Annotated in this window: 21 protein-coding genes; 11 read left to right on the top strand and 10 right to left on the bottom strand. The window is 64.1% G+C overall.

The features are described from left to right. Window positions 1-54: 54 nt before the first annotated feature. From EJO71_RS08590 to EJO71_RS08545, 10 genes are all read right to left on the bottom strand, one after another. On the bottom strand, window positions 55-459 hold the full coding sequence (locus tag EJO71_RS08590) for a hypothetical protein (protein ID WP_125948398.1): 405 nt from the start codon (window positions 457-459) through the stop codon (window positions 55-57). Further along, the gene (locus tag EJO71_RS08585; RefSeq protein WP_125948399.1) at window positions 446-3,625 is read right to left on the bottom strand and encodes an efflux RND transporter permease subunit; all 3,180 of its coding nucleotides are present in this window, start codon (window positions 3,623-3,625) and stop codon (window positions 446-448) included. The genes EJO71_RS08590 and EJO71_RS08585 overlap by 14 nt, the downstream gene beginning before the upstream one ends. After that, window positions 3,622-5,316: an efflux RND transporter periplasmic adaptor subunit gene (locus EJO71_RS08580; RefSeq protein ID WP_125948400.1), complete on the bottom strand. Its 1,695-nt coding sequence runs from the start codon at window positions 5,314-5,316 to the stop codon at window positions 3,622-3,624. Before EJO71_RS08580 ends, EJO71_RS08585 begins: the two co-directional genes overlap by 4 nt. Beyond that, window positions 5,313-6,677 carry a TolC family protein gene (locus EJO71_RS08575; RefSeq protein WP_125948401.1) on the bottom strand — a complete coding sequence of 455 codons (1,365 nt, stop codon included), beginning with the start codon at window positions 6,675-6,677 and terminating at the stop codon, window positions 5,313-5,315. Before EJO71_RS08575 ends, EJO71_RS08580 begins: the two co-directional genes overlap by 4 nt. Before the next feature lie 137 nt (window positions 6,678-6,814). Next, the gene (locus EJO71_RS08570; RefSeq protein WP_125948402.1) at window positions 6,815-7,264 is read right to left on the bottom strand and encodes a hypothetical protein; all 450 of its coding nucleotides are present in this window, start codon (window positions 7,262-7,264) and stop codon (window positions 6,815-6,817) included. Between the two features lie 276 nt (window positions 7,265-7,540). Beyond that, on the bottom strand, window positions 7,541-7,990 hold the full coding sequence (locus tag EJO71_RS08565; protein WP_125948403.1) for a hypothetical protein: 450 nt from the start codon (window positions 7,988-7,990) through the stop codon (window positions 7,541-7,543). Window positions 7,991-8,151: 161 nt separating this feature from the next. After that, window positions 8,152-10,821, bottom strand: coding sequence for an AAA family ATPase (locus EJO71_RS08560; RefSeq protein WP_125948404.1), 2,670 nt, complete (start codon window positions 10,819-10,821; stop codon window positions 8,152-8,154). A 48-nt stretch (window positions 10,822-10,869) separates the two neighbouring features. Continuing rightward, window positions 10,870-12,132: a type II restriction endonuclease gene (locus EJO71_RS08555; RefSeq protein ID WP_125948405.1), complete on the bottom strand. Its 1,263-nt coding sequence runs from the start codon at window positions 12,130-12,132 to the stop codon at window positions 10,870-10,872. Window positions 12,133-12,240: 108 nt separating this feature from the next. Beyond that, window positions 12,241-13,647: a heavy metal sensor histidine kinase gene (locus EJO71_RS08550; RefSeq protein WP_240651332.1), complete on the bottom strand. Its 1,407-nt coding sequence runs from the start codon at window positions 13,645-13,647 to the stop codon at window positions 12,241-12,243. Further along, window positions 13,644-14,327, bottom strand: coding sequence for a heavy metal response regulator transcription factor (locus EJO71_RS08545; RefSeq protein ID WP_125948406.1), 684 nt, complete (start codon window positions 14,325-14,327; stop codon window positions 13,644-13,646). The genes EJO71_RS08550 and EJO71_RS08545 overlap by 4 nt, the downstream gene beginning before the upstream one ends. Window positions 14,328-14,518: 191 nt before the next feature. Here EJO71_RS08545 and EJO71_RS08540 point away from each other — a divergent pair, with 191 nt between their 5' ends. From EJO71_RS08540 to EJO71_RS08490, 11 genes are all read left to right on the top strand, one after another. Further along, a complete protein-coding gene (locus EJO71_RS08540; protein ID WP_125948407.1) occupies window positions 14,519-14,914 on the top strand; it encodes a hypothetical protein in 396 nt (131 codons plus the stop codon). Between the two features lie 67 nt (window positions 14,915-14,981). Beyond that, a complete protein-coding gene (locus EJO71_RS08535) occupies window positions 14,982-15,407 on the top strand; it encodes a hypothetical protein (RefSeq protein WP_240651333.1) in 426 nt (141 codons plus the stop codon). A 203-nt stretch (window positions 15,408-15,610) separates the two neighbouring features. Further along, window positions 15,611-15,898 carry a hypothetical protein gene (locus EJO71_RS08530; RefSeq protein ID WP_240651848.1) on the top strand — a complete coding sequence of 96 codons (288 nt, stop codon included), beginning with the start codon at window positions 15,611-15,613 and terminating at the stop codon, window positions 15,896-15,898. Then, window positions 15,895-17,316, top strand: a complete 1,422-nt coding sequence (locus tag EJO71_RS08525; RefSeq protein WP_125948409.1) for a TolC family protein — start codon at window positions 15,895-15,897, stop codon at window positions 17,314-17,316. The genes EJO71_RS08530 and EJO71_RS08525 overlap by 4 nt, the downstream gene beginning before the upstream one ends. A gap of 22 nt (window positions 17,317-17,338) precedes the next feature. After that, entirely contained in the window at window positions 17,339-18,754 is a 1,416-nt protein-coding gene (locus EJO71_RS08520) for a copper oxidase (RefSeq protein ID WP_125948410.1), read from the top strand. 41 nt (window positions 18,755-18,795) lie between these two features. Further along, window positions 18,796-19,287, top strand: coding sequence for a cupredoxin family protein (locus EJO71_RS08515; protein WP_125948411.1), 492 nt, complete (start codon window positions 18,796-18,798; stop codon window positions 19,285-19,287). A gap of 168 nt (window positions 19,288-19,455) precedes the next feature. Continuing rightward, window positions 19,456-19,737 (top strand): copper-binding protein, encoded by a 282-nt coding sequence (locus tag EJO71_RS08510; protein ID WP_164546801.1) that lies wholly within the window; start codon window positions 19,456-19,458, stop codon window positions 19,735-19,737. Window positions 19,738-19,787: 50 nt separating this feature from the next. Continuing rightward, entirely contained in the window at window positions 19,788-20,639 is an 852-nt protein-coding gene (locus EJO71_RS08505; protein ID WP_125948413.1) for a methyltransferase, TIGR04325 family, read from the top strand. Window positions 20,640-20,655: 16 nt separating this feature from the next. Then, complete coding sequence (locus EJO71_RS08500; RefSeq protein ID WP_125948414.1) at window positions 20,656-21,081, top strand: hypothetical protein; 426 nt, start codon at window positions 20,656-20,658, stop codon at window positions 21,079-21,081. A 61-nt stretch (window positions 21,082-21,142) separates the two neighbouring features. After that, window positions 21,143-21,802, top strand: a complete 660-nt coding sequence (locus EJO71_RS08495; protein WP_125948649.1) for a c-type cytochrome — start codon at window positions 21,143-21,145, stop codon at window positions 21,800-21,802. 119 nt (window positions 21,803-21,921) lie between these two features. Further along, complete coding sequence (locus EJO71_RS08490) at window positions 21,922-22,122, top strand: hypothetical protein (protein WP_125948415.1); 201 nt, start codon at window positions 21,922-21,924, stop codon at window positions 22,120-22,122. The last annotated feature ends 15 nt before the right edge of the window (window positions 22,123-22,137 follow it).

The following is a 22,137-nucleotide window of genomic DNA, read 5'->3' as shown; positions in this document are numbered from 1 at the left end:
TCCTGGAATTGATGAGCGAAAACAAACGCGAGCTGTGACGCTCGCTGTTGCCGATCAATCCAGCCAACGGCAGTACAGGATGCGCACCGGCAACCGGACATGCCGACCTCCAGGGTCGAAGTAAGTCACCGCAGGTGCCGGCGAAACATGCACCGGCCACGCCATTGCCTCATGTTCGCGACATTCACCACCGACGCCGTGCGGCGATGGCGCCGGGGCGCTGTAGCACAGCGCGCAGGGCATGGCATCCATGGCCACTGGCATTGACGTCTCGTCCATGGCTGCAAACGCGACCGGCACCGTCGCGACCGAAACGATCAAGTGCTCCGCCCATCCCTCGTCGTGCGACGCAGGCGTCGAGGCGAGGGCCGCCGTGCTAAATATGGCCAGGTACAGATACAGCAGCAGCGCGACGCCGAGAGGTGTGCGTTGTTGCTGCAGGCGCTCAGGTCGGGCCATGGCCTCTTCTCCAGAACGCGCGGCGAGGTGCATGCTCGTCACGCGGCTTGCGCGGCCGCCGCATCAGCAGATACGCCGCCGGGATGACGAACATCGACAGCAACGGGGCCGTGATCATCCCGCCCACCATCGGCGCGGCAATGCGCTGCATCACCTCGGAGCCGGTGCCCGTTCCCCACATGATCGGGAACAGGCCCGCCAGGATGACGGCCACTGTCATGGCCTTGGGCCGCACGCGCAGCACGGCGCCTTCGCGGATCGCGTCCAACAGGTCTGCCGTGCTCGTCTTGCCCTGGTCGATCCGGTCGTCCCAGGCGTGTTTGAGGTACAGCAGCATGATCACGCCGAACTCTGCGGACACACCGGCCAGCGCGATGAACCCGACCGCCCCCGCGACCGACAGGTTGTAGCTCAGCAGGTAGAGCAGCCAGATGCCACCGACCAGGGCAAACGGCAACGCGGCCATGATCAGGAGCGCTTCGTCGAACCGCTTGAAGGTCAGGTACAGCAGCACGAAGATGATGAGCAGCGTGAACGGCACCACCACCTTCAGCTTCGCGGTGGCGCGCTCGAGGAACTCGAACTGGCCGGACCAGGAGACAGAGTAGCCCGGCGGCAGTTTCACGTCTTTTGCGACCGCGCGCTGCATGTCCTGTACCGCCGAGCGCAGATCGCGTCCGCGGATGTCCACATAGACCCAGCCTGACAGCCGCGCGTTCTCGCTGCGCAGCATGGGCGGCCCGTCGGCGATACGGATGTCCGCGACATCGGAGAGCACCAGCCGTGCCCCGCGCGCGGTGACGATCGGCAAAGTCCGCAACCGCTCCAGCGAATCGCGGATCTCGCGGGGGTAGCGCACATTGATCGGAAAGCGTTGCAGCCCTTCCACCGTCTCGCCGACGTTCTCGCCGCCCACGGCCGAAGCGATGACCGACTGCACATCGGCGATGTTCATGCCGAAACGCGCCGCCGCGTCGCGCTGGATGTTCACATCCACGTAGCGACCGCCGGTGAGGCGTTCAGCCAGCGCGCTGGAGACGCCCGGCACGTTCTTTAGCACGCGCTCGATGTCGCCCGTGATGCGGTCGATGGTGGCCAGGTCAGTGCCGGCCACTTTCACGCCCACCGGGCTCTTGATCCCGGTGGCCAGCATGTCGATGCGGTTGCGGATCGGCGGCACCCAGATGTTGGTGAGACCCGGCACCTTGACGATGCGGTCCAGTTCCTCGACCAGCTTGTCCTGCGTCATGCCGGCGCGCCACTGCTCGCTCGGCTTGAACTGGATCGTGGTTTCGAACATCTCCATCGGCGCCGGGTCGGTGGCCGACTCCGCGCGCCCAGCCTTGCCGTAGACGCTGGCCACTTCCGGGACCGTCTTGATCAGGCGGTCGGTCTGCTGCAGTAGCTCGCCGGCCTTGCCCGTCGACAGGCCCGGCAGTGCCGAGGGCATGTAGAGCAGGTCACCCTCGTCCAGGCGCGGCATGAACTCCCCGCCGATGTGCTGCAGCGGCCACAGGCTCAGGACCAGCACAACCACGGCGCCCGACAGCGTCAGCTTCGGCCAGCGCAGCACCGCGTCCAGCAGCGGCCGGTAGACCGCGATCAGCAGCCGGTTGAGCGGGTTGGTTTTCTCATCGGGAATCTTGCCGCGGATCAGGTAACCCATCAGCACCGGGATCAGCGTGACCGCCAGCCCGGCTGCCGCCGCCATCGCATAGGTCTTGGTGAAGGCCAGTGGAGAGAACATGCGTCCTTCCTGGGCCTCGAGCGTGAACACAGGGATGAACGACAGCGTGATGATGAGCAGCGAGAAGAACAAAGCCGGCCCGACTTCGGCCGCCGAGTCGGCCACGATCCGCCAGTGGTTCTCTCCCTGCAGACGCTGCCCAGGATGCTCGTGGTTCCACTGCTCGATGTGCTTGTGGGCGTTCTCGATCATCACCACCGCCGCATCGACCATCGCGCCAATGGCGATCGCGATGCCGCCCAGCGACATGATGTTGGCATTGACCCCCTGGTAGCGCATCACGATGAACGCCGCCAGGATGCCGATCGGCAGCGAGACGATCGCGACAAAGGCCGAGCGCAGGTGGAACAGGAAGATGAAGCACACGACCGCCACGACGAGGAATTCCTCGAGCAGCTTGAAGCCGAGGTTTCGAACCGCTCGCTCGATCAGGTTGGACCGGTCGTAGGTCGGCACGATCTCCACTCCCTTGGGCAGGCTGGCCTGCAGCGTCTGGAGCTTTTCTTTCACAGCGGTGATCGTCTCCAGCGCGTTCTTGCCAGAGCGCATCACGATCACGCCGCCGACGGCTTCGCCCTCGCCATCGAGCTCGCCGATGCCGCGGCGCATCTCCGGACCGAGTTGGATGCGCGCTACGTCGCCCAGGCGCACCGACACGCCGGCGTCGGTCGTCACCAAGGGGATCTTGCGGAAATCCTCCAGGCCCTGGAGGTAGCCCGAGGCTCGCACCATGTATTCGGCCTCACCGAGTTCGAGCACCGAGCCGCCGGTTTCCTGGTTGGCCTTCTGGATGGCCTCGACGACCTGGGTGTGCGGGATCCGGTAGGCCGCCAGTTTCTCGGGATCGAGCACGACCTGGTACTGACGCACCATACCGCCCACGGAGGCCACCTCGGCGACATTGGGCACGGTCTTCAGTTCGTACTTGAGGAACCAGTCCTGCAGGGCGCGCAGTTGCGAAGCGTCCTGCGTGCCGCCGCGATCGACCAGCGCGTACTGGTAGATCCAGCCGACGCCAGTGGCATCGGGCCCGAGCGAGGCCTTGGCGCCCGCGGGCAGACGCGACTGCACCTGGTTCAGGTATTCCAGCACCCGCGAGCGCGCCCAGTACAGGTCGGTCCCGTCCTCGAACAGCACGTAGACGAATGAATCGCCGAAGAACGAGTAACCGCGCACCGTCTTCGCGCCCGGCACTGACAGCATGGTCGTGGTGAGCGGGTAGGTGATCTGGTTCTCGACAATGCGCGGCGCCTGGCCCGGATAGGTCGTGCGGATGATGACCTGGACATCCGAGAGGTCGGGCAACGCATCCAGCGGCGTGCGCAGCACCGAATACACGCCCCAGGCGCTGAGCATCAGCGCGGCCAGCAGCACGAGGAATCGGTTGGCGATGGACCAGCGGATGAGCCTGGCGATCATGGCTTGCCCCCTGGCTTGGCAGGTGTGGCGAGTGTGGCGCCGGGTGCGACCGGCGTCACGCGGGTGAGCTGCGGCAGGTCGTCCTTGTCGATGAAGAATTCGAAGCTCGCACGATTACCAGCCTTTACGTTGACCGGCGCGCCGCCTGGCGGCAGTTTGAAGTCCATGGTCATTGCGCCCCACTTCATCGTCGGGATCGGTCCGTGCGAGAAGGTCATCGTGTCCGCGGTGATGCTTTCTACCGTGCCTTCGCCCACATGCCTGGGCGAGGCCGCGCTCGTCGAAGGCCTTGCCGTCGATGGCGAAGCCGTCGCGGGTTCCGCGGCGCCCGCAGCCGGTACGGCGTTCAGCCGTGCCTCAACGCCCTTGAGACTCGCCTCCGAGTCGATCAGGAATTGCGAGGACACCACGACGCGCTGGCCGGCTTGCAGCCCGCGTTTGATCTCGGTCTGGCCGCCGCTTTCGATGCCGATCTCGACATCGACCGGCCGGAACCGGCCGTTGTCCTCCGCCAGCATGACGACCGAGCGCTTGCCCGTCTGGATGACGGCCTCGGTCGGGATCAGCAACGCCTTGTCGGCGCGCGTGTCCGTGAACTGCATCGACACGAACATGCCGGGCACCAGCCTGCCGGTCGGATTGGTCAGCTCCACGCGTGCCTTCAGGGTGCGCGTCGCCGGATTCACATCGGGAAGAATGGCCTGCACCTTCCCATCGAAGGTCTCACCAGGCGCGGCAGGCGTTCTGGCCTTCACCGTGGCACCCAGTCGCACCAGCGCTGCCTGGCTCTCGGGCACTTCGGCATTGGCCCAGACGGTGGCCAGGCCGTTGATGCGGAACAGCGTAGTGCCGGCGCTCACCGTCATGCCTTCGCGCGCGGCAAGCTCGGTGACCACGCCCCCGATGGGCGTAACCAAGGTGATGCGAGGCTGGGTGCGGCCGCTGCGCACAATCAGTTCGATCTGCCCGTCGCTCATGCCGACCTGGCGCATGCGTTGACGCGCACCGTCGACCAGCGAGGCCAGGTCGGTGCCGCGCATGCGTTGCACCGACAGGAACTCCTCCTGTGCCGCGATCCATTCCGGGACGTAGAGCTCGGCCAGGGCCTGGCCTTTTTTTACCTGATCGAGCGTGGCACGCACGTTCAGGCGTTCGACGTAGCCGGTCGCCCGGGCCTGCACGATGACCTGGTCGCGCTCATTGAAGGCGATGCTGCCGACAGTGGCGACCTGCGGCGATACGCTGCCCTCGGACACGAGAGCGGTTCGCACGCCCAGGTTCTGCTGCACCCGTGCACTCACCGTCACGCTGTTCTGATCGCCATCACCGCCTGCGTAGACGGGCGACATCATCATGTCCATGAACGGCGACTTGGCCGGCTTGTCGAACCTGTTTCCAGGCACCATGGGGTCGTGGTAGTAGAGGATCTTCTTGCCGTTGGCGGGGTCGGTGTCGCCGGCCTTCAGTCCTGCTGCAATGTGGCGCCGTGTGGCGTCCTCGCCGGTCTCGTTAGGGGAAGTTGGCGATGCCATCTGGGTGCTCGCCGCGGGCACCGATGCCGCAGGGCTCCCGGCGGCGGGTGGCGAGGCCATGCTCCTGCCGCGCTGCAACCCGAAGGTGTACGCGCCAACGGCGGCTGCAGCGAGGACCGCCGCAGCGATCAATCCAAGGAAAAAGGGTTTGGTTTTCATTGTTGTGGCTCCTTGGCGTCCACGGCCGTTGTCGACGCGCCGGCGGCGAGTGCCGGGTGGCCGGCGGGAATCAGGAATTCGAGTTGGGCCCATAGGGCGGCGGTTTCCATCTCGAGGCGCAGGCGTTCCATCCGCGTGTCGATCTCCATGCGTCGCGCCTCGAGCGCGGCGCTCAAGGTGCCCACGCCGCCGCGGTACGCAGCCAGCACCGCTTTCGTGCGTTCGGCGGCGAGCGGGATGACCGAGCTGTCGTACAGCGCCAGCCGCTTTCGATTGCTCTGCCATTGCTGCAGCCACGAGAGCGCCTCGGCTGTACTCTCTCTCGTCGTCTCCTCGCGTTGGGCCTGCAGTTGCTCGACCGTTGCCAGCTTGGCCGCGAGCTCCCGCTCCTGACGATTCTTCTGGTCCCACTGCAGCGGGATCGACACGTTCAGCGAGACCATGTTCGAGTACGCCGGGCCGCGCTGGTTGTACATCAGCTCGACGCTCCAGTCCGAGCGCTTGTTGCTTTGCGCGATGTCGGCTTCCGCACGTGCCACGGCTTCCTGCCGCGCCATCAGTGCGATCTGCGGATGCTCACCGATCTGGGCCTCCAGATTGCGGGCGTCCAGGCGGACGGCGCCCAGATCCGGGAGCGTGGTCGAGGGCTGAGACGTGCCCAGCCCGACCCAGCGCGCCAGACGCGTCTGGGCCGTGGCGATCTGGCGCTCCTGCCCGAGGATGCGGTCGTCCAGTTGTGCCAATGCGGAGCGCGCCGTGAACACATCGGCCTGCGTGCCACGACCGCCACGGTAAGCAGCGTCGGCGCCCTCGATCTGCAGGTTCAGCTCGGCACGTTGCGTCTGCAGCAGGTCTCGCATCCGCCCCTGGTAGTAGCGATCGAGCCAGGCGGTCGCGGTGTCACGGCGCAGGTTGGCCAAGGCAACGGCGCGGCCTGCTTCGGCGACCTCGGCTTCGCGGTCAAAGCGCGCCGCGCGGGCCTGGCGCTTGTCGGAACGGGTGAACTCCTGCATCACCCCGATCGAGCGCATTGTCATGAAATCGCGTGTGAGGCTGAAACGATCGCTGCCGTTGACTGGCAGGTTGCTGATGCCGGCCTTCAATACGGGGTCGGGCAGTTGCCCGGCGGCCACAGCCATGGCGCGTGCGGCACCGGCGGCCGAGTCCTGGGCGACGAGCTGGCGCGAACGCTCCTCGGCGAGCCGCAGCGCTGCGTCGAGAGAAAGCGTCTGTTGTGCGTGGGCGCTCGGGCCGAAAGCACTCGCGCTCAGCGCCAGCGCTACAGCCCAGAGACAAGCAGGGCGAAAGGGGGGGCGAGCTGATCGAGCGATCAACGCAGCCGGAAAAGAAAAGGTGAACATGGAATCTCCTGACGAACCTGCGGGTAGGTTGTCGGGCCACGCCGGCGCGCCGAGCACAGCTCGACGAACACGGCAAGGCGCGACCGATGCGCCAAACCAGCCTACAACAGGCCGTCGGCGCAAGGTCGGTCAGGCGATCAAGTTCGGTAGACGCAGTGCAGGATGGCGTGCGGCGGCGATGCCGCAACCAATGCACTCAGGGAAGCCGCCGCGGGGCGCGGTGGGGGGGCCGTCTCAGGCACCCAGGGAGTCATCGGGTAAAGGGCCGACAGCAACACCGCGGGGACCGTCAGCGTGGACGCATGGTCGCTTTGCTGTCCGTACTTGCAGTGCTCGGCACACAGGTTGCTGGAGCCCGTATCCGTCGCGCCGACCGTGTCTGCACAAGGCGACCCTTGCATGGCGGAGCTGCGAGTGCCCTCCTGTGCAGCAGCATCCTGCGCCATCGGCATGGACATCTCGGAGGACGAGCCACCCGCCAGACCCGCGGACAACGCGGGGCAGGCGTAGGCGGCGATCGCCAACTGCGCGAACAGCAACATGCCGATCAGGCCGCGGGCCACCATGCGCACGAGTCCGCGCGTCATCGCTGCACCCCTGGCAACGCCAGCACGAGCACACGCCCAACGCAGGGTGCGCTGGCGAGCCGTGTGAGGGGGGGTGCGGTGATGGCCATGGAGAGAACGCGTGTAATGCTGCTGATGGAGTCAGTGCTCGCGAAGTGGTTCCACGAATTCTAGGCCCGTCGCCCAAAAAAGGGGCAAGCCGCGTCGACATGCACGGCTTGCGGCGGGCACGAGCGTCGTGGTCGACGCTCAAATCTCCGGCAGCCCGTCGCCTGCAGTGTCGGGCAGCCCCCAAGATCAGCGGCGAACCGTCGCCGGGGCGCCCGGCAGTTGGCCCTGCTGGGTGAGGCGCTCTACCGGCGTGCCGAATTCCGGCTGCTCACCGCGCAGGCGCGCGTACTCGGCAGCGGCTTGCCGGTAGGCGGGGCGGGTCGTGTCTGCGCCCGCTTCGCCGTTCGTGGCCGCAGCCAGACCCGACCGCATCCAGGCCAGAGTGTCCGCCTGGACCGTCGCACGGGTGTTGGACGACACGCTCACGACGGCACGCGGGTTGCCCTCGGGGTAGCCCTGATCCAGCGAACCCTGCAGCCAGCGCTGCGTATCCGAGGCCACTGCTGCACGGCTGGTACTCGACGTCAGAGGCACCGGGCGAGGATCGCCTTCGGCATAGTTGCCGGCCAATGCGGGGCCGGCGATTGCGCCGAGCAGTGCGGCCAGCGTCAAGGAGGTCTTGAGGGAAGTCTTCATGTTCGATCCTTTGGCAATGAGAGGGTTGGCATTTCCGGAAATGAACAGTTCTGTGACTTGTCTCTTTCCGATGCATCCACTCTAGGCCGCAGGTCCGCAGGTTGCCGCACACGCAGATTACAGTTATGTCATCCGCAGGGTGCGTTGAATCGACACCGCTTTCAGGCGCCGATGGCAGGTTCGGCGGGCACGGGCTGGACCGCCACGGCTCTTCCCAGCACGAGCGCATCGAGACGCTCGAGCGTGCTGACCACCAACTCGACAACCCCGGGCTCAAAGTCTTCGCGATCTTCTTCCTCGTGAGTGCCCTTGTTCAGGTAGGTCCAGACGTGAGCATTGGCGGCAAGGAGGGTCTGAAGGCACGCGATCACCTCCGTCTTATCCTGATGTGCGAATCCGGCCGCCCTGGATTTGCTGAGAAGCTGGTCGCACAAGTTCCGAAGTTCTGGCTCCGCGCCCGGTCGACGCATGGAAATCGACAGATTGCCATGGTCGTGGCTGATCAACCATTTCCAGACTCTGCCGCTGAGCATTTCCAACGCCTGGCGCGAAGAAGCAAGAGCGCCCCGATCGTTCATCCCGTTGATCGCCGCTCGAGCTTCCACCAGATAGCTGCGAATCTGCGGATCGGCATGGATCACCGGGTGGTAGTCGCCTCGGTGAGGACGGATTCCATACACTTGCAGGTCGTTGCGCTGAGCCGGTAGCAAGTGATTCTGAATGTCCTTGATGAACTCTTGGCTGTGACAGGTCACGATGAGTTGCGTGCCGGCGAACCGTTGCGCATCGAAGATGGTTTCCCGAATGCCTTGACGGTGCTCGGTGTCGATCGCGTTGATCGCATCGTCGAAGACGATCAGCGGTGCGCCAATAGCAATCGCTTTGGCTAGCACTACGGCCAAGCCGAGGCACCGAATGTGCCCTTCGCTGAGCACCTGCAACGCGTCGTGCCGTCGCTCGGGACTGGCTTGGAAGGCAACCTGAATGCGCATGGCGTTCGAGGTCGGTAGAAAAAGCGCGGCAAGCTTGTCCTCGTTCCGGTCCTGCCGGTTGAAATCGTTGTAGAGCGCCATCGCCGATTCATTCAGCCCGGCCATCAGTTGCGCCGGCAGGCCGTCACGGTACTGCCTGAGCAACGGAAGAAATGCGTCGTACGCTACGCCAATGCGCATGTCGAGTTCGATCTCGATTTTTTCCGCCTCTGCTTGCTCGATAAGCGCCGCGTTCTGCTCGTCGAATGCAGCCACGCGAGCGCGTGCCGCGTCGACCAGGAGCGCAAGCTGTTGCCGCTTGGAAACTTGGGCCACGGCACGTTCCTTCAGGCCTTGCAGCGTGTCTCGCTCGCGGATTCGCTGAGCGCGCTCATTCGTGGCGGTCCTCGTCTCGGCGTCGCGCAACGCCGCGCGGTCCGCTGCTGCGCAGAGCCTTTCGAATTGGGTTGCGCCGCCATCGACGGGTTCCTGCAGCGTCGTCCACCAAGGGCTGGCGATCTGGATTTGCAGGGGAACCCGGGCGGGTGCTGCACCACCCATTTCCGCATGCTCGAATCCCAGCAGCCTGTCGACCACCTCGCGCAGCGCTGTAGAGGCTGCGTCGCGCGTTGTGCGCGCGGCATCCCGCGCGTTTTGCAGTTCCGCGAGCTCGCGAAGTTGAGCGAGACCGTCGATCGCTTTGGCGAACGGATCACGAGTCACCTGCGTCAGCGGCGTGTCGCACGCAGGGCATGTCGCGCTGTCGGCCTTGCGCAATTTCGAGACCGCGGTGTAGAGCTCCTGGAAGGAGATCTGATCGCCCTTGCCGCGCAACTCTTCCTCGCGGGCATTGAGTCCAGTCTGTTCTTCTGTCGCTTCAGCCAACTGACGGCTGACGTCCGCGCGCGATACGTTCACCATCGCCGGTTGGACCCTGTCGATCAGCGCCGAAAGCTCCTGCAACCTTCCGGGGGCCTGTTCCGTACCGATATAGGTCTGCATGGCCTCGAAGGCCAGATTTGGCTGCAACTCGGCGGCCAAGGCGGCGTCTTCAAGGTCCAGCGTAGCGACCGTCTCCTTTTCTCGTTCCAGAGTCTGCTGGTCTTGGGCTAGGCCCGCCCGTGCGGTCATCAGTTGCCGCTGCTTGACAGACACCAGCTTCAACTTCGCATCCATGGAATCATTGAAATTCCCCACGAAGTCGTTGAACTGGTCCATGCCGAAAAGCGTGGCAATCAACGCGGAGCGCTCGGCAGGCGCGCGGGATGCCAATCGAGAAAATGCATCGATTCTGTTCTTTTCCACGAAGAGAAAGCGGTGCGCATCCTGGTTGGGCCTCAGGTTCACCGCTTCGCCGCGTGCGTCCGTTGCGCTGAGCACAGGAGCGACGAAGCGGCGCTCGTGCACATTCGCCAGATACGCGTCGGTTTCGAGGCGTGTCGCCTGCGCCTCATCAACGCTGCCAAGCAGCGCATATTCCAGTGCTTCGCAGAAGCTGCTCTTGCCGCTTCCATTCGGGCCATACATCAGCGTGACGCGCTTGCTGAGATCAAATTCCTCGGCTTGGCGAAAGCCCCTGAAGGGGCCCACACGCAATCGATTCAGTCGCGTCCACGCCCAGTCCTGTGCCGCCGCGTTGGCAGCGATCTCTGGGATGTCGGTTGGAGAATCTGCAAGATCGCGACGACAGAGGTCTGCAAGGAGGCCCGCTCTCTGCGATTGACGGGTCGAGGTGCGTGCAACGGCGTCGAAATTGGCGAGTACCAAGTGCGCCAGACGTTTCACGTCACCGGCGATACCCAGGGGTTGCCCATGCAGCCATTGGACGAATTGCTCGAAGTCTCGCTTTGCTGAAGACATGCTCTCCCCCTCTTGAAAGTAGGCACCGCTCGCAAGCAGGAATCTGGATTACAGCAAGTGAGAGATCTCACTCAATGGCTTCAAGCCCGACCCGAACCGTCCGATCGCTTCGCGATGCGTCCCGAGTTCGCTGTAGGGAAGATAGCGGATGCCGAGTTCGGCGACACGCGAGAACGCAGGGCGACGCAGTTGAAGCCGTACATCGTCGCGCCGCGCGTCGGGCGCGACCAGGAACATCGACACTCCGGCACCCAGTTCGGTCCCTAGTGCGAGATCGAGCATTCGCACGATGCCCGAGTAGATGGAGGTCGAGTGCTCCACCTCGAAGGCTGCGGCGATCTTGGAGCCGTCGGCCTCCACCCAGATCACGTCGATCAGGCGAACCGAGTCCAGACCGGGTTGGGCACCCGAAGGCAACTGCGTCAGGCAGCCGTCGCCGAGCCGCCCGCCTGCATAGCTGCGGCCCTGGTCGTTGGAGGCGATCCAGACGCCGTAACCGAGTGACTTGCCCAGGTCGCGCAGCCATCCCTGGATCTCGGTGTGGGTTGCGTCGCTCTCGCGCTCGGCGATCCAGCGCTTGTGTGCGGCGGCCGATTCCTCACGCACTTTCTCGAGATCAGCCTCCCAGCCCCGGACAGCTGCCACGTCGTCGCTGCGCGGCGGCGCCGTATAGCGGCCCGAGCCGATGTCGAAGAGGAGGCCTGCCAAGGCGCCCATGTCGTTGGACAGCAACCGGCGGTGCTGCGTGTTCAGGCGAAGGCAGCCTTCGCGCATCGATAGGTAGTGATCCCACTTTCCGAGCTTGACATTGCTGCCCGTGACGGCGTTGTAGCCTTTGACGATCGCGGTGTTGAACGGCATCACGATCGTGGGATGAACGAAGTACAGCAGGTTCGCCACGGCCGGGCCCAGCCCCTTGATCTGGTGCGCGTCGATGCGGCGGATGGCTTCGACCACCTCCTCGGCGCTGTCGCAACAGTCGCACGCATGCAGCAGCCGGGCGAACGCGCGCTGGTTGGCGGCGTTCTCGTAGATGTCGGGAATGCGCAGCTTGGGCTTCCAGAGAAACGCGTGGTCGGCCCCCTTGAAGATCTGGCGCTGCTCTGCCACGGATCCCACGACAGTCTCGAGCGAGGAGCCGCGAAATGCGCTGCCGAAGGTCCCCGCGTCAATGTCCTTGACCACCTGCGCCAGACCGCGGCGGATGGAGCGGAAGTTCTTCAATCTCTCGTCCCACAGGAACCATGAGTTGTAGGTGCTCAGCGAATCGGTCTTCCAGTGACCGATGAGAACTTCGAGACCGATGGACATGGGGGCGGGCGGTTGGTAAGCGCGAGGCGCGATCCGTCGATTGAAGCATGCCGCGCCTCTCCTGCCGTCAGGGCTTTCCGCGGTAATCGGGGCCGAAGTCCGAGCGATTCAGTCCTCGGGCTTCATGGAGAAGCTGATTTCGGTGACGCCGGATCGGGAGGTGGCGCGGGTCTGGCCTCCATGCATCCGCGCGATCGCGGCCACGATCGCCAGGCCCAGCCCGTGGTGCTCTGACGAGTCGGTGCGGGAACGCTCCGCCCGGAAGAAGCGTTTGAAAAGATTGGGTAACACGTCGGCTGCGACCGGCTCGCCCCGGTTGGCAACCCTGACCCAGACGCCGTCGGGCTGCGTGTCGATCACGACCGCGATGGTCGAGCCCGGCATCGCATACCGGCTCGCGTTGCTCAGCAGGTTCGACAGCGCCCGGCGCACCAGACCGGCGTCGACACCGATGCGCGCATCGCCGCTGACATGCACCTTCAACCCCACGTCTTCGAGCGTGGCCTCGTGGAAATCCAGCACCGTGCGCACCTGGTCGGCCAGGCTGACCGGCGCCGAGCGGCGGGCGACGGCGCCGCGGTCCGCATGAGACAGGAAGAGCATGTCGATCACGATCGCGGAGACGCGCCTTGCTTCTTCCAGTGCTGAAAGCAATGCGTCGCGCAACTCCTCGATCGACCTCGGCCGCGCCAACTCGACCTCCACCATCCCGATCAGGTTGGCCAGCGGCGTGCGCAATTCATGCGCAACGTCCGCATTGAACGATTCCAGCTGCTGATAGGCCTGCTCCGCCCGGTCGAGCACTGCGTTGAACTGTACGACCCAGGGAGTGATTTCGGCGGCATACGGGGAGGGATCGATGCGCAGTCCCGGGTGCGCGGGCCCCGTGGCGGCGGTCTGCAGTATCAGTTTCTTCAAAGGTTTCAGGCCTCGGCGCACAAGCAATGCCCCGGTCAACGCGATCAGTAATGAGCCCAGCACGACGGCGCCGACCAGTGTCCAGGCTAGCCGACTCAGGAGCCGGGTGTCTTCTTGGATGTCGATGCCCAGTTGCAACTGCATGGCAGCTTCACCCGGTTGCGCCTGGTGCTCCTCTGTCGGCTTCCACAGCCAGCGCGCGGATGCCCGAGTGGGCCTGGTCGAGTAGATAGTCTCTTCGCCGCGACGCAGGACAAGACTGATCTCTGCGTGAGTCGAAAAGAAGTCGTCCAGCTTGTGGCGCAACCCGTCGCGCCCTGGGTCGTCGCGCGACTCCTGAATCAGGTGCTTGATCAGTTCGGACTGTCGCTCGAACTCGCTGGCTTGTTTGACCTGAAAGCTCCACGCGGTGACGGCGTAGATCGCCACACAGACGAGGCTCAGGCCAATCAATGCCTGAGCCGCAAACCAGCGAGACAGGGCGGCCTGGATGGAGCCTGTGGTTTCGGTCTCGGATGCAGCATCGGTTGCCGCCGGTTTGAAAACCGCAGGAGTCGCTGAGGTATCGGGTCCGCGCACTATTTCTGCGGGGTTCACGATCCGCTGCCCTCCCGGCTCTCCAGCACGTACCCCATGCCGCGCACCGTGTGCAGCAGCTTCTCATCGAAAGGATCGTCGATCTTGCTGCGCAGACGCCGGATCGCCACTTCCACAAGGTTCGTATCACTGTCGAAATTAATGTCCCAGACCTGCTCCGCCAGTTGGGTGCGCGACAGCACATTGCCCTGGCGGCGCATGAGCAGCGTCAGCAGCGCGAACTCCTTGGCGGTCAACTCCAGGCGGTGACCGTTGCGCGTCGCCTTACGCGCCACGACATCGAGGTTCAGGTCTTTGAGCGTGTAGTTGGACACCTCATGGAGCTTGCCGCGCCGCAGCAACGCCTGGATCCGTGCAAGCAGTTCGGAGAACGCGAACGGCTTGGCGAGGTAGTCGTCCGCGCCGCTTTGGAGTCCTCGCACGCGGTCCGCTACTTCATCTCGGGCTGTGAGCATCAGCACAGGCATTGACTTGGATTTTCGAAGGGCTTCCAGAACGGCGAAACCGTCGATGCCCGGCAGCATCACGTCCAGCACCAACAGGTCGTAGTCGCCGTCCAAGGCGAGGCTGCGCCCCTCCAGGCCGGACCGTGCGAGATCAACGACGAAGCCGCTCTCGGTCAGGCCCTTGACGAGGTAATCGCCCAGTTTGTGTTCGTCTTCGATGACCAGGATTCGCATCGTCGAATGCTATGGCGCGGGGTCGCGTGCGTGCATTACTTCTTTGTAATCCAAGTGGCGGTTGATTGGCGGACTGGCTTCCTAGAGTCATTGCATGCCAGCCAGTTGACTGGCATCGCCGGCTCGGTGGTCGATGCCGACGGGTTCAGTGCAGCTCGCGAAGTCGAGCAATTCATTGAAGGAGACCTATCATGAAGAACCGTCAAATCCTCTCGCTCGCGCTTGCCGTTGGTGCAGGCGCTGCATTCGTCGCGCCCTTTGCGGCCTATGCGGAAGGCCCGTCCCACTTCGCGCCCAACGAAGCCGGCGTGGTCTATCACGCAGGTGAAGCGGGACAGGCCAAATCCCAGGCCCAGGTATCGGCTGAACTCGCGGATGCGCAGAAAACCCCTGCTGGGGCCAGCATGCTGCGCTGGGGATCGATGAGCACGCCGAAGGTCGGAGCCTCAAAGTCGCGCGCCGAAGTGGTAGCCGAACTGGAAGCTGCGCAGAAGCAGCCCAACTGGGATGCCGCTGCAAGGCTCGGTGCGCCCCTGCCAGCGCCCAAGGGTGACGCGAGCAAGGCTCGCGCACAGGCACAGCCCTGAGGGCTATGCGCAGGACTGGATACACGTACAGGCCACCTGATACATCGCTCGATCTAGAATTCGCCTTATGCACCAGGTTCGCCTGTTCGTCCTTTGGATCATGATGTTTGCCGTACCCTTCCAGGGGTACGCAGCGGCAGCCATGGTCTTTTGTGGACCTGGACACGCCGGTGCGATGACGGAAATGTCCGTCGAGCGGTCCGGGATGCACGACCACGCCCAACATCCGCATGCGGACGGGCGCAGCGACCCTCACCACGAGGCGTCACAGGCGGCCAAACCGCCTGCGAAAGACAGCACTGCCAAGGTTGCAAGCGCGGAACCTGACGCGATGCACAAGTGCGGAACCTGCGGCGCGTGCCATGCCACGGCGCTGACCAGTACGTTGGAAGTGGCCGTCTTCCACGATCTTCCCCGCGCCGATCTGGCGGAGCCCGCCATCACGGTGGCCACGCTCGCGCCGCGCGTTCTCGACAAGCCTCCTCGCTCCTGACGCGTTCGTGCGCCCGTGATCCGTCACGGGGTCGCCGCGGACGCTCATGCATCGCTGCGCCATGCCTTCAGGGCAGTTCTGGCGCATCCCGTTCATGATCTTGCGAGGACTCCATGTTCCATTCATCGTCGGCCCGTCGGCTGGCAGTCTTTCCCGCCGTGGCTGCGTTCGCAGCCCTGGCAACGCTGAGCACTGCTGTCGCCTTGGCTCAGCCTGCATCCGCCCAGCCCGAGGCGGCACCCACATCAGTGCCACCTGTACTGACCTACAGGTCCGCACTCGAGGGCTATCGGCCCTTCGCTGACGAAAAGGCCATCCCCTGGAAGGAGGCCAACGAGACGGTCTACCGCCGAGGCGGCTGGCAGGCCTACGCCAAGGAAGCATCGGGCACGGGGTCGGCAGAGTCCGAGTCGCCCAAGGGCGCAGCCGCTGCACCTGCCGCGCAGCCAGGCCACTCGATGCCCATGCCTGCGAAGAAGGAGAAGCCATGAAGCGCGCTTTGCGTTTGACGGCCGTCGCCGTCGCGGCCGCCTTCCTGGCCGGGTGCGCCTCGGTCAGTATCGACGACGCCCTGAAGGAAACGAACACCAATGCCCAGCAGTTCACAGGCGGTAAGCTCGAGCTCAGCAGGACCCAGGAGCAGCGCGATCGCCGCGCCGCGTTGACACAGGATCTGCTGGCCAAGCCACTGTCGCAGAGCGACGCGGTTCAGCTCGCGCTGGCCAATAGCCCGTCCGTCCAGGCGCTGATCGCGCAGAGCTGGGGTGACATTGCCGCGACCAACCAGAGCAGCCGACTGCCGAACCCGATCCTGTCGTTCGCACGAACCCGACTGAACAGCGAACTCGAGCTTGAACGTCTGCTGTCCTTCGGACTGGTGGACCTCATCCTGTTGCCGCAACGCTTGTCGATCTCCAGAAGCCAGGCCAGCCAGGCCAAGGTCCAACTGACCAGTGCCGTTGTCGACCAAGTCACGCAGGTCAAGCAAGCCTGGGTCCGTGCCGTTGCCGCGCAGCAGTCGCTTCAGTACGCCGAACAGGTCAACAAGTCGGCTCAGGCCAGCGCCGAACTCGCGCGCCGGATGCAGCTCATTGGGAATTTCTCCAAGCTGCAGCGTGCACGCCAACAGGTGTTCTACGCCGACGCGACCACCCAACTCGCCTCGGCTCAGCACGCGACTACCGCTGCGCGCGAAGAGTTGATTCGTGTCCTGGGCCTCAACGACGAGCAGGCTGCCAAGTTGACCCTGCCCGAACGTCTGCCAGACCTGCCCAAGGCCCCTCGCGAGGCGAAGGAAGTCGCGGCGACCGCGACCGAGCAGCGCCTGGATGTCCAACTCGCACGTGCCCAGCTGGATGTGGCGGGCAAGTCGCAAGGCATCAACCTGCTGTCGACCTTCATCGATGTCGAGGTTGGCGGTCGGCGCGACACCGTGTTCGATAGCGCAGAAAACACAAAGAGCACCCGTCGAGGCTTCGAGCTCGATATGCGCCTGCCGCTGTTCGATTGGGGGTCGGCGCAACGCGACATGCTGAATGCGCAGTCGTTGGCCGCAGCGAACCGGTACGACGCCACGGTTCGCGGTGCGGCTTCGCAACTGCGCGAAGGGTATTCGGCCTACCGCACCGCCTACGACATCGCGCGTCACTACCGCGACGAGATCGTCCCGCTGCGGCAGGCCATGGCCGACGAAAACGTGCTTCGCTACAACGGGATGCTGATCGGCGTCTTCGAGTTGCTCGCCGAGGCACGCGACCAGATTTCCAGCGTGACCAACGCAATCAACGCCCAGCAGCAGTTCTGGCTGGCCGACGCCGCCTTGGCTGCGTCGGTGATGGGCAAACCCACCGCGACGGGCGGTGCGATGGCCGGCGGCGGCGGTGAAGCCTCCGCTGCCGCCGCGCACTGACCCCTTCAACGAATCAAACGATATGACCAGCAGACGTAACTTCATCACTGGCGCCGGCGCCATCACCGGGGCTGTCGCCGCGGCCAGCGTGAGCAAGGTGGCCATGGCTGCCTTGCCAGAGCCTGTGCTCCAGACCTCTCCGAACACGATGCCGCCACTCGCTCCCTCGAGCGGCCGGCCCTACAACCCCGTGGTCACACTTAATGGCTGGACTCTGCCCTGGCGCATGAACAACGGCGTGAAGGAGTTCCACCTCGTGGCCGAGCCCGTGGTGCGCGAAATGGCGCCTGGCTTCAAGGCCAACCTCTGGGGCTACAACGGCCAGTCGCCCGGCCCGACCATCGAGGTGGTCGAAGGCGACCGCGTGCGCATCTTCGTGACCAACAAGTTGCCCGAGCACACCAGCGTGCACTGGCATGGTCAGCGCCTGCCCAACGGCATGGACGGCGTCGCGGGCCTGAACCAGCCGCCGATCCGGCCGGGCAAGACCTTCGTCTACGAATTCGTGGCACGCCGCCCCGGCACCTTCATGTACCACCCGCATGCGGATGAGATGACACAGATGGCGATGGGGATGATGGGCTTCTGGGTGACCCATCCCAAAGGCGAGCATCCGCTGATCGAGAAGGTCGACCGCGACTTCGTGTTCCTGCTCAATGCCTACGACGTGGAGCCCGGCAGCGCCACGCCCAAGATCATGACGATGCTGGACTTCAACCTGTGGTCCTGGAACAGCCGCATCTTCCCCGGCATCGACTCGCTCAATGTGCGGCTCAACGACAAGGTGCGCATCCGCATCGGCAACCTGACGATGACGAACCACCCGATCCACCTGCACGGGCACGAGTTCCTGGTCACAGGCACCGATGGTGGGCCTACGCCCAAGTCTTCGCGCCAGTACGAGGTGACCACCGACGTGGCGGTCGGCCAGATGCGCCAGATCGATTTTCTGGCCGACGAGGAAGGCGACTGGGCCTTCCACTGCCACAAGAGTCATCACACGATGAACGCCATGGGCCACGACGTGCCCACCATGATTGGACTGGACCACAAGGACGTAGCCAAGCAGATCTCGAACCTGGTGCCCGACTACATGGTCATGGGCGAGCGCGGCATGGCCGACATGGCTGAAATGGAAATGCCCATCCCCGACAACACCGCGCGAATGATGACCGGCGAAGGCCCGTTCGGTTCGGTTGAGATGGGCGGCATGTTCAGCGTGGTCAAGGTGCGCAAAAACCAGAAAGCCGGTGATTACTCCAACCCCGGCTGGTTCAAGCATCCCAAGGGCACCGTGGCCTACGAGCTCGATGGCCCGCCGCCTGAGACCTCGCGCCAGCGCGATGCCGGCGCGGCTGCGATGCCCGCGAAGAACATGCCCGCCAAGAACATCGAAGTCCAGATTCGCAAGCCGGGCAGCGGACATACCGGCCACTGATTTTCTCTCTTCTCCCCAACTGCAACTCTCAAAGGAAACACATGAAACACACCCTCCGCAATACCGCGCTCGCAGCACTGGTCGCCCTCGCCGCCGCCGGCGCTTCGGCCTCGGGCTCCCATGCCGGTGGCCACGGCCACGACGCCAATGAGGCGATCGGTAAGCCCGGCGTGGCCACCAAGGCCACTCGCACGATCAACGTCGACATGACGGACAGCATGCGCTTCACGCCCGCCGACATCAGCGTCAAGCAAGGCGAGACCGTGCGCTTCGTGATCAAGAACTCCGGCCAACTGAAGCACGAACTCGTGATCGGGACCGAGAAGGAGCTCAAGGAGCACTACGAAGTCATGAAGAAGAACCCCGAGATGGAGCATTCCGATCCGAACATGGTCACGCTGGCCGCGGGCAAGAGCGGCGAGATCGTCTGGCAGTTCACCAAAGCTGGCAAGGTCGACTTCGCTTGCCTGCAGCCTGGCCACTACGACGCGGGCATGAAGGGCGCCGTGAACGTGACCAAGACCGGCAAGTAAGCGCGACGCGTCCGCCGCGAGTTCCCATCGGGACGCGGCGGGACTCCAAATTCATTCATATCCAAGGAGATCCTCATGTCGAATATTCGCATCACACTCTTGGCATTCATTGCCGCACTCTCGTTTGCCGGCGCGGCCAGCGCGCAGACTTCCAAATCCATGGCAGACATGCCCAGCACGTCCGAGAAGGCGCCGACCGCCGGAGGCTCAGATGCTGCTGCAGCGTCGGAACTCACCGAAGGCGAGATCCGCAAGGTCGACAAAGACAACAAGAAGCTCACGATCAAGCACGGTCCGCTCAAGAACCTCGATATGCCCGGCATGACGATGGTGTTCGGCGTCAAGGACGACGCCATGCTCGACAAGGTCGAGACTGGCGCCAAGGTCCGCTTCCAGGCGGAAAAGGTCGACGGAAAGATCGTTGTCACCAAGATCGAATCGGCCCGCTGACACCACACGCAAGCTGGTCGGCATCGCTCATCAGGCGAACGGAGAAAAACATGGCTGACTCCGATGCGGCACAAGTCCTGCGGCGAATCCTGGAAGGGCCGCTCACGCGGCCGGCGTTGCAACGCTGGCGGCGCAGACGGTTCTTTTCCGCAATGGGGTTCGCCGGCTACTTTGGCGTGTTCGAGGACTTTGCGCAAGCCCGGGGCTGGCTTCCCACCAGTCTGGAGTTTGACCACGCGGCCCTGGCAGCCGAGTACGTGGACATCCGAACGAAGAAGGTTTTTGCCTACGACTATCCGGTGATGTGGTGGCTCGATCGCGCATTCAGAGACGGTGCCACCAAGGTGCTCGACATCGGCGGATCGGTCGGTGTCCACTACTACGCCTACCGCCGCTACTTGGAGATGCCGCACGACTTGTCGTGGCGTGTCGTCGAAGTACCAGCAATCGCTTCCATCGGCCGGGAAATGGCCGGCCAGGCAGGGGCTGGTGCGCTGAGCTTTTCAGACACAGCCGCCCTGGAGCAGATGCTGGATGGCAATGACATCTGGATCTCTGCTGGAGCCCTGCACTATCTGGAAAATGCGCACCCTGCCGATCTGCTTGCAGAGGGTGAAAATCGTCCGCGGCACATCTTGCTGAACAAGCTGCCCCTGTACGACGGCGAAGACTACGTCACGACGCAGAACATCGGCGACGGATGCTTCTCACCGATGTACGTCTACAACCGCCAGCGCTTTATCAACGATATCGAGACGCAGGGCTATGTCTTGCGCGACGAATGGCAAGTTCACGAGCGCGCTATCTATCTTCCAGGGTTTCCTGAGCGCTGCGTGCCAGTGTTCAGCGGTCTCTACTTTCGCAAGCTGGACGGCGCAAGCCACAGCGGCGATGCGTCCTAGCCGATCTTGGAGTCACATGCCGCAGGTTGTTTCTTCCGATATGACGAAGATGGAACACCCCGTCGTCGGCATTGCACGTCCTGTGGCAACGGGGATTCTTGGCGTGGCAGTCTCCATCGGTCTGTCGGGCTGCGCCGGTTTCTACCAGCAGCATCGCGATTTCCAGAACGGTTGGCGTACAGGCGAAATTGTCGAGATTGGCCGCGCGACCGAGATTCAGCGCAGCGGTCGCACGGACTGCAGAAAGACGGTCAGCCCGAACGAGCTTGCACTGAATCGCTTCGCCATCCTGGCTGATCGCTCGACGGGGCAGCGCCACGCGCACATCGTGATGCTGGATCCTGAGACCTCCCTCGAACTGGGCGACATCGTTTCGACCAACGTCGTCAGGTGTGGCACGCCCATTCGCGTGTTGTCGCATGCGCGAGCGCCGCATGGATGACACGACCAACACGATCTCCAGCCACCTCTCGCAGCCAGCCTTCCCAGAACCTGAAAACCCCATGAAATTTTTCGTGCCTCTTTTGCTTGCTGCTCTTGGCGGACTGGCTTCTGGCTCCTCTTTCGCAGCCGATCCCATGCCTATGGCCGCCACCGAGAAAGCCCCTGCCAGGCCGGCCAAGGCTGACATCGCAAACGGCGAAGTCGTCTTCAATGCAAAGTCATGTGCCGCGTGCCACAGCGCCGACGGGAATTCGGTCGTTCCCGCCAATCCCAAACTGGCTCAGCAGCATCCCGAATACCTGGTCAAGCAACTCCAGGAGTTCAAGTCCGGCAAGCGCAAGAGCCCTGTCATGGCTGGCATGGCGGCGATGCTTTCCGAGCAGGAAATGCGCGACGTCGCCTGGTTCCTCGGTTCCAAGCCCATCAAGCCCGGCTTCGCAAAGGAGAGGGATCTGGTCACCCTGGGCGAGAGGATCTACCGCGGCGGCATCGCAGATCGCAGTGTGCCGGCGTGCGCAGGCTGCCACAGTCCCGACGGCGCAGGCATACCCGTCCAGTACCCACGCCTTGGCGGACAGAATGCCGAGTATGTGGCGGTGCAACTGACGGCGTTTCGCGATGGCGTGCGTCTCAACAGCGGGCCGATGATCGGCGTGGCGGCGCGCTTGAACGACCGCGAAATCAAGGCGGTGTCCGACTACATCGCAGGCCTGCACTAGGCAGTCGTACATGCTTAACCGCTTGGCCCGACCATGACCGCATCGTGTTGCTGGAGGTTCGGTCCACCGGAAGAGCGGCGGCCACTGACGCCCCGACTTTCACCGACGCGGGACAATCCATGTACGTGACCGGACGCTGGGTTTCCCAGAACGTGGTGAGCACGATGTTCGTGGCTTGGTTGATCGGCGTGGCCGTCTTCGTCGGCATCCTGCTCTGGCAACGCCGCAAGCACCGAGACAAGGCGGGCGGCGTGCCGCGGGCATCCTCACGCAAGCGCAAACCCCTTGCATCCCGGCATCATCGCCGCAACGGTCGATGACTAGGACGGTGGTCG

It is taken from the genome of Variovorax sp. 679, assembly GCF_003952185.1.
Classification (GTDB): Bacteria; Pseudomonadota; Gammaproteobacteria; order Burkholderiales; family Burkholderiaceae_C; genus Variovorax.
This window is presented reverse-complemented; position numbering and strand designations above follow the sequence as displayed.

What these genes read in the sequence shown, in the direction of transcription:
- EJO71_RS08490 (WP_125948415.1), top strand. Translation starts at nt 21,922, where the DNA reads ATGTACGTGACCGGACGCTGGGTTTCCCAGAACGTGGTGAGCACGATG.
- EJO71_RS08545 (WP_125948406.1), bottom strand. Translation starts at nt 14,327, where the DNA reads ATGCGAATCCTGGTCATCGAAGACGAACACAAACTGGGCGATTACCTC.
- EJO71_RS08510 (WP_164546801.1), top strand. Translation starts at nt 19,456, where the DNA reads ATGCCCAGCACGTCCGAGAAGGCGCCGACCGCCGGAGGCTCAGATGCT.
- EJO71_RS08580 (WP_125948400.1), bottom strand. Translation starts at nt 5,316, where the DNA reads ATGAAAACCAAACCCTTTTTCCTTGGATTGATCGCTGCGGCGGTCCTC.
- EJO71_RS08505 (WP_125948413.1), top strand. Translation starts at nt 19,788, where the DNA reads ATGGCTGACTCCGATGCGGCACAAGTCCTGCGGCGAATCCTGGAAGGG.
- EJO71_RS08555 (WP_125948405.1), bottom strand. Translation starts at nt 12,132, where the DNA reads ATGTCCATCGGTCTCGAAGTTCTCATCGGTCACTGGAAGACCGATTCG.
- EJO71_RS08515 (WP_125948411.1), top strand. Translation starts at nt 18,796, where the DNA reads ATGAAACACACCCTCCGCAATACCGCGCTCGCAGCACTGGTCGCCCTC.
- EJO71_RS08585 (WP_125948399.1), bottom strand. Translation starts at nt 3,625, where the DNA reads ATGATCGCCAGGCTCATCCGCTGGTCCATCGCCAACCGATTCCTCGTG.
- EJO71_RS08540 (WP_125948407.1), top strand. Translation starts at nt 14,519, where the DNA reads ATGAAGAACCGTCAAATCCTCTCGCTCGCGCTTGCCGTTGGTGCAGGC.
- EJO71_RS08520 (WP_125948410.1), top strand. Translation starts at nt 17,339, where the DNA reads ATGACCAGCAGACGTAACTTCATCACTGGCGCCGGCGCCATCACCGGG.
- EJO71_RS08590 (WP_125948398.1), bottom strand. Translation starts at nt 459, where the DNA reads ATGGCCCGACCTGAGCGCCTGCAGCAACAACGCACACCTCTCGGCGTC.
- EJO71_RS08560 (WP_125948404.1), bottom strand. Translation starts at nt 10,821, where the DNA reads ATGTCTTCAGCAAAGCGAGACTTCGAGCAATTCGTCCAATGGCTGCAT.
- EJO71_RS08535 (WP_240651333.1), top strand. Translation starts at nt 14,982, where the DNA reads ATGCACCAGGTTCGCCTGTTCGTCCTTTGGATCATGATGTTTGCCGTA.
- EJO71_RS08500 (WP_125948414.1), top strand. Translation starts at nt 20,656, where the DNA reads ATGCCGCAGGTTGTTTCTTCCGATATGACGAAGATGGAACACCCCGTC.
- EJO71_RS08570 (WP_125948402.1), bottom strand. Translation starts at nt 7,264, where the DNA reads ATGACGCGCGGACTCGTGCGCATGGTGGCCCGCGGCCTGATCGGCATG.
- EJO71_RS08575 (WP_125948401.1), bottom strand. Translation starts at nt 6,677, where the DNA reads ATGTTCACCTTTTCTTTTCCGGCTGCGTTGATCGCTCGATCAGCTCGC.
- EJO71_RS08495 (WP_125948649.1), top strand. Translation starts at nt 21,143, where the DNA reads ATGAAATTTTTCGTGCCTCTTTTGCTTGCTGCTCTTGGCGGACTGGCT.
- EJO71_RS08565 (WP_125948403.1), bottom strand. Translation starts at nt 7,990, where the DNA reads ATGAAGACTTCCCTCAAGACCTCCTTGACGCTGGCCGCACTGCTCGGC.
- EJO71_RS08525 (WP_125948409.1), top strand. Translation starts at nt 15,895, where the DNA reads ATGAAGCGCGCTTTGCGTTTGACGGCCGTCGCCGTCGCGGCCGCCTTC.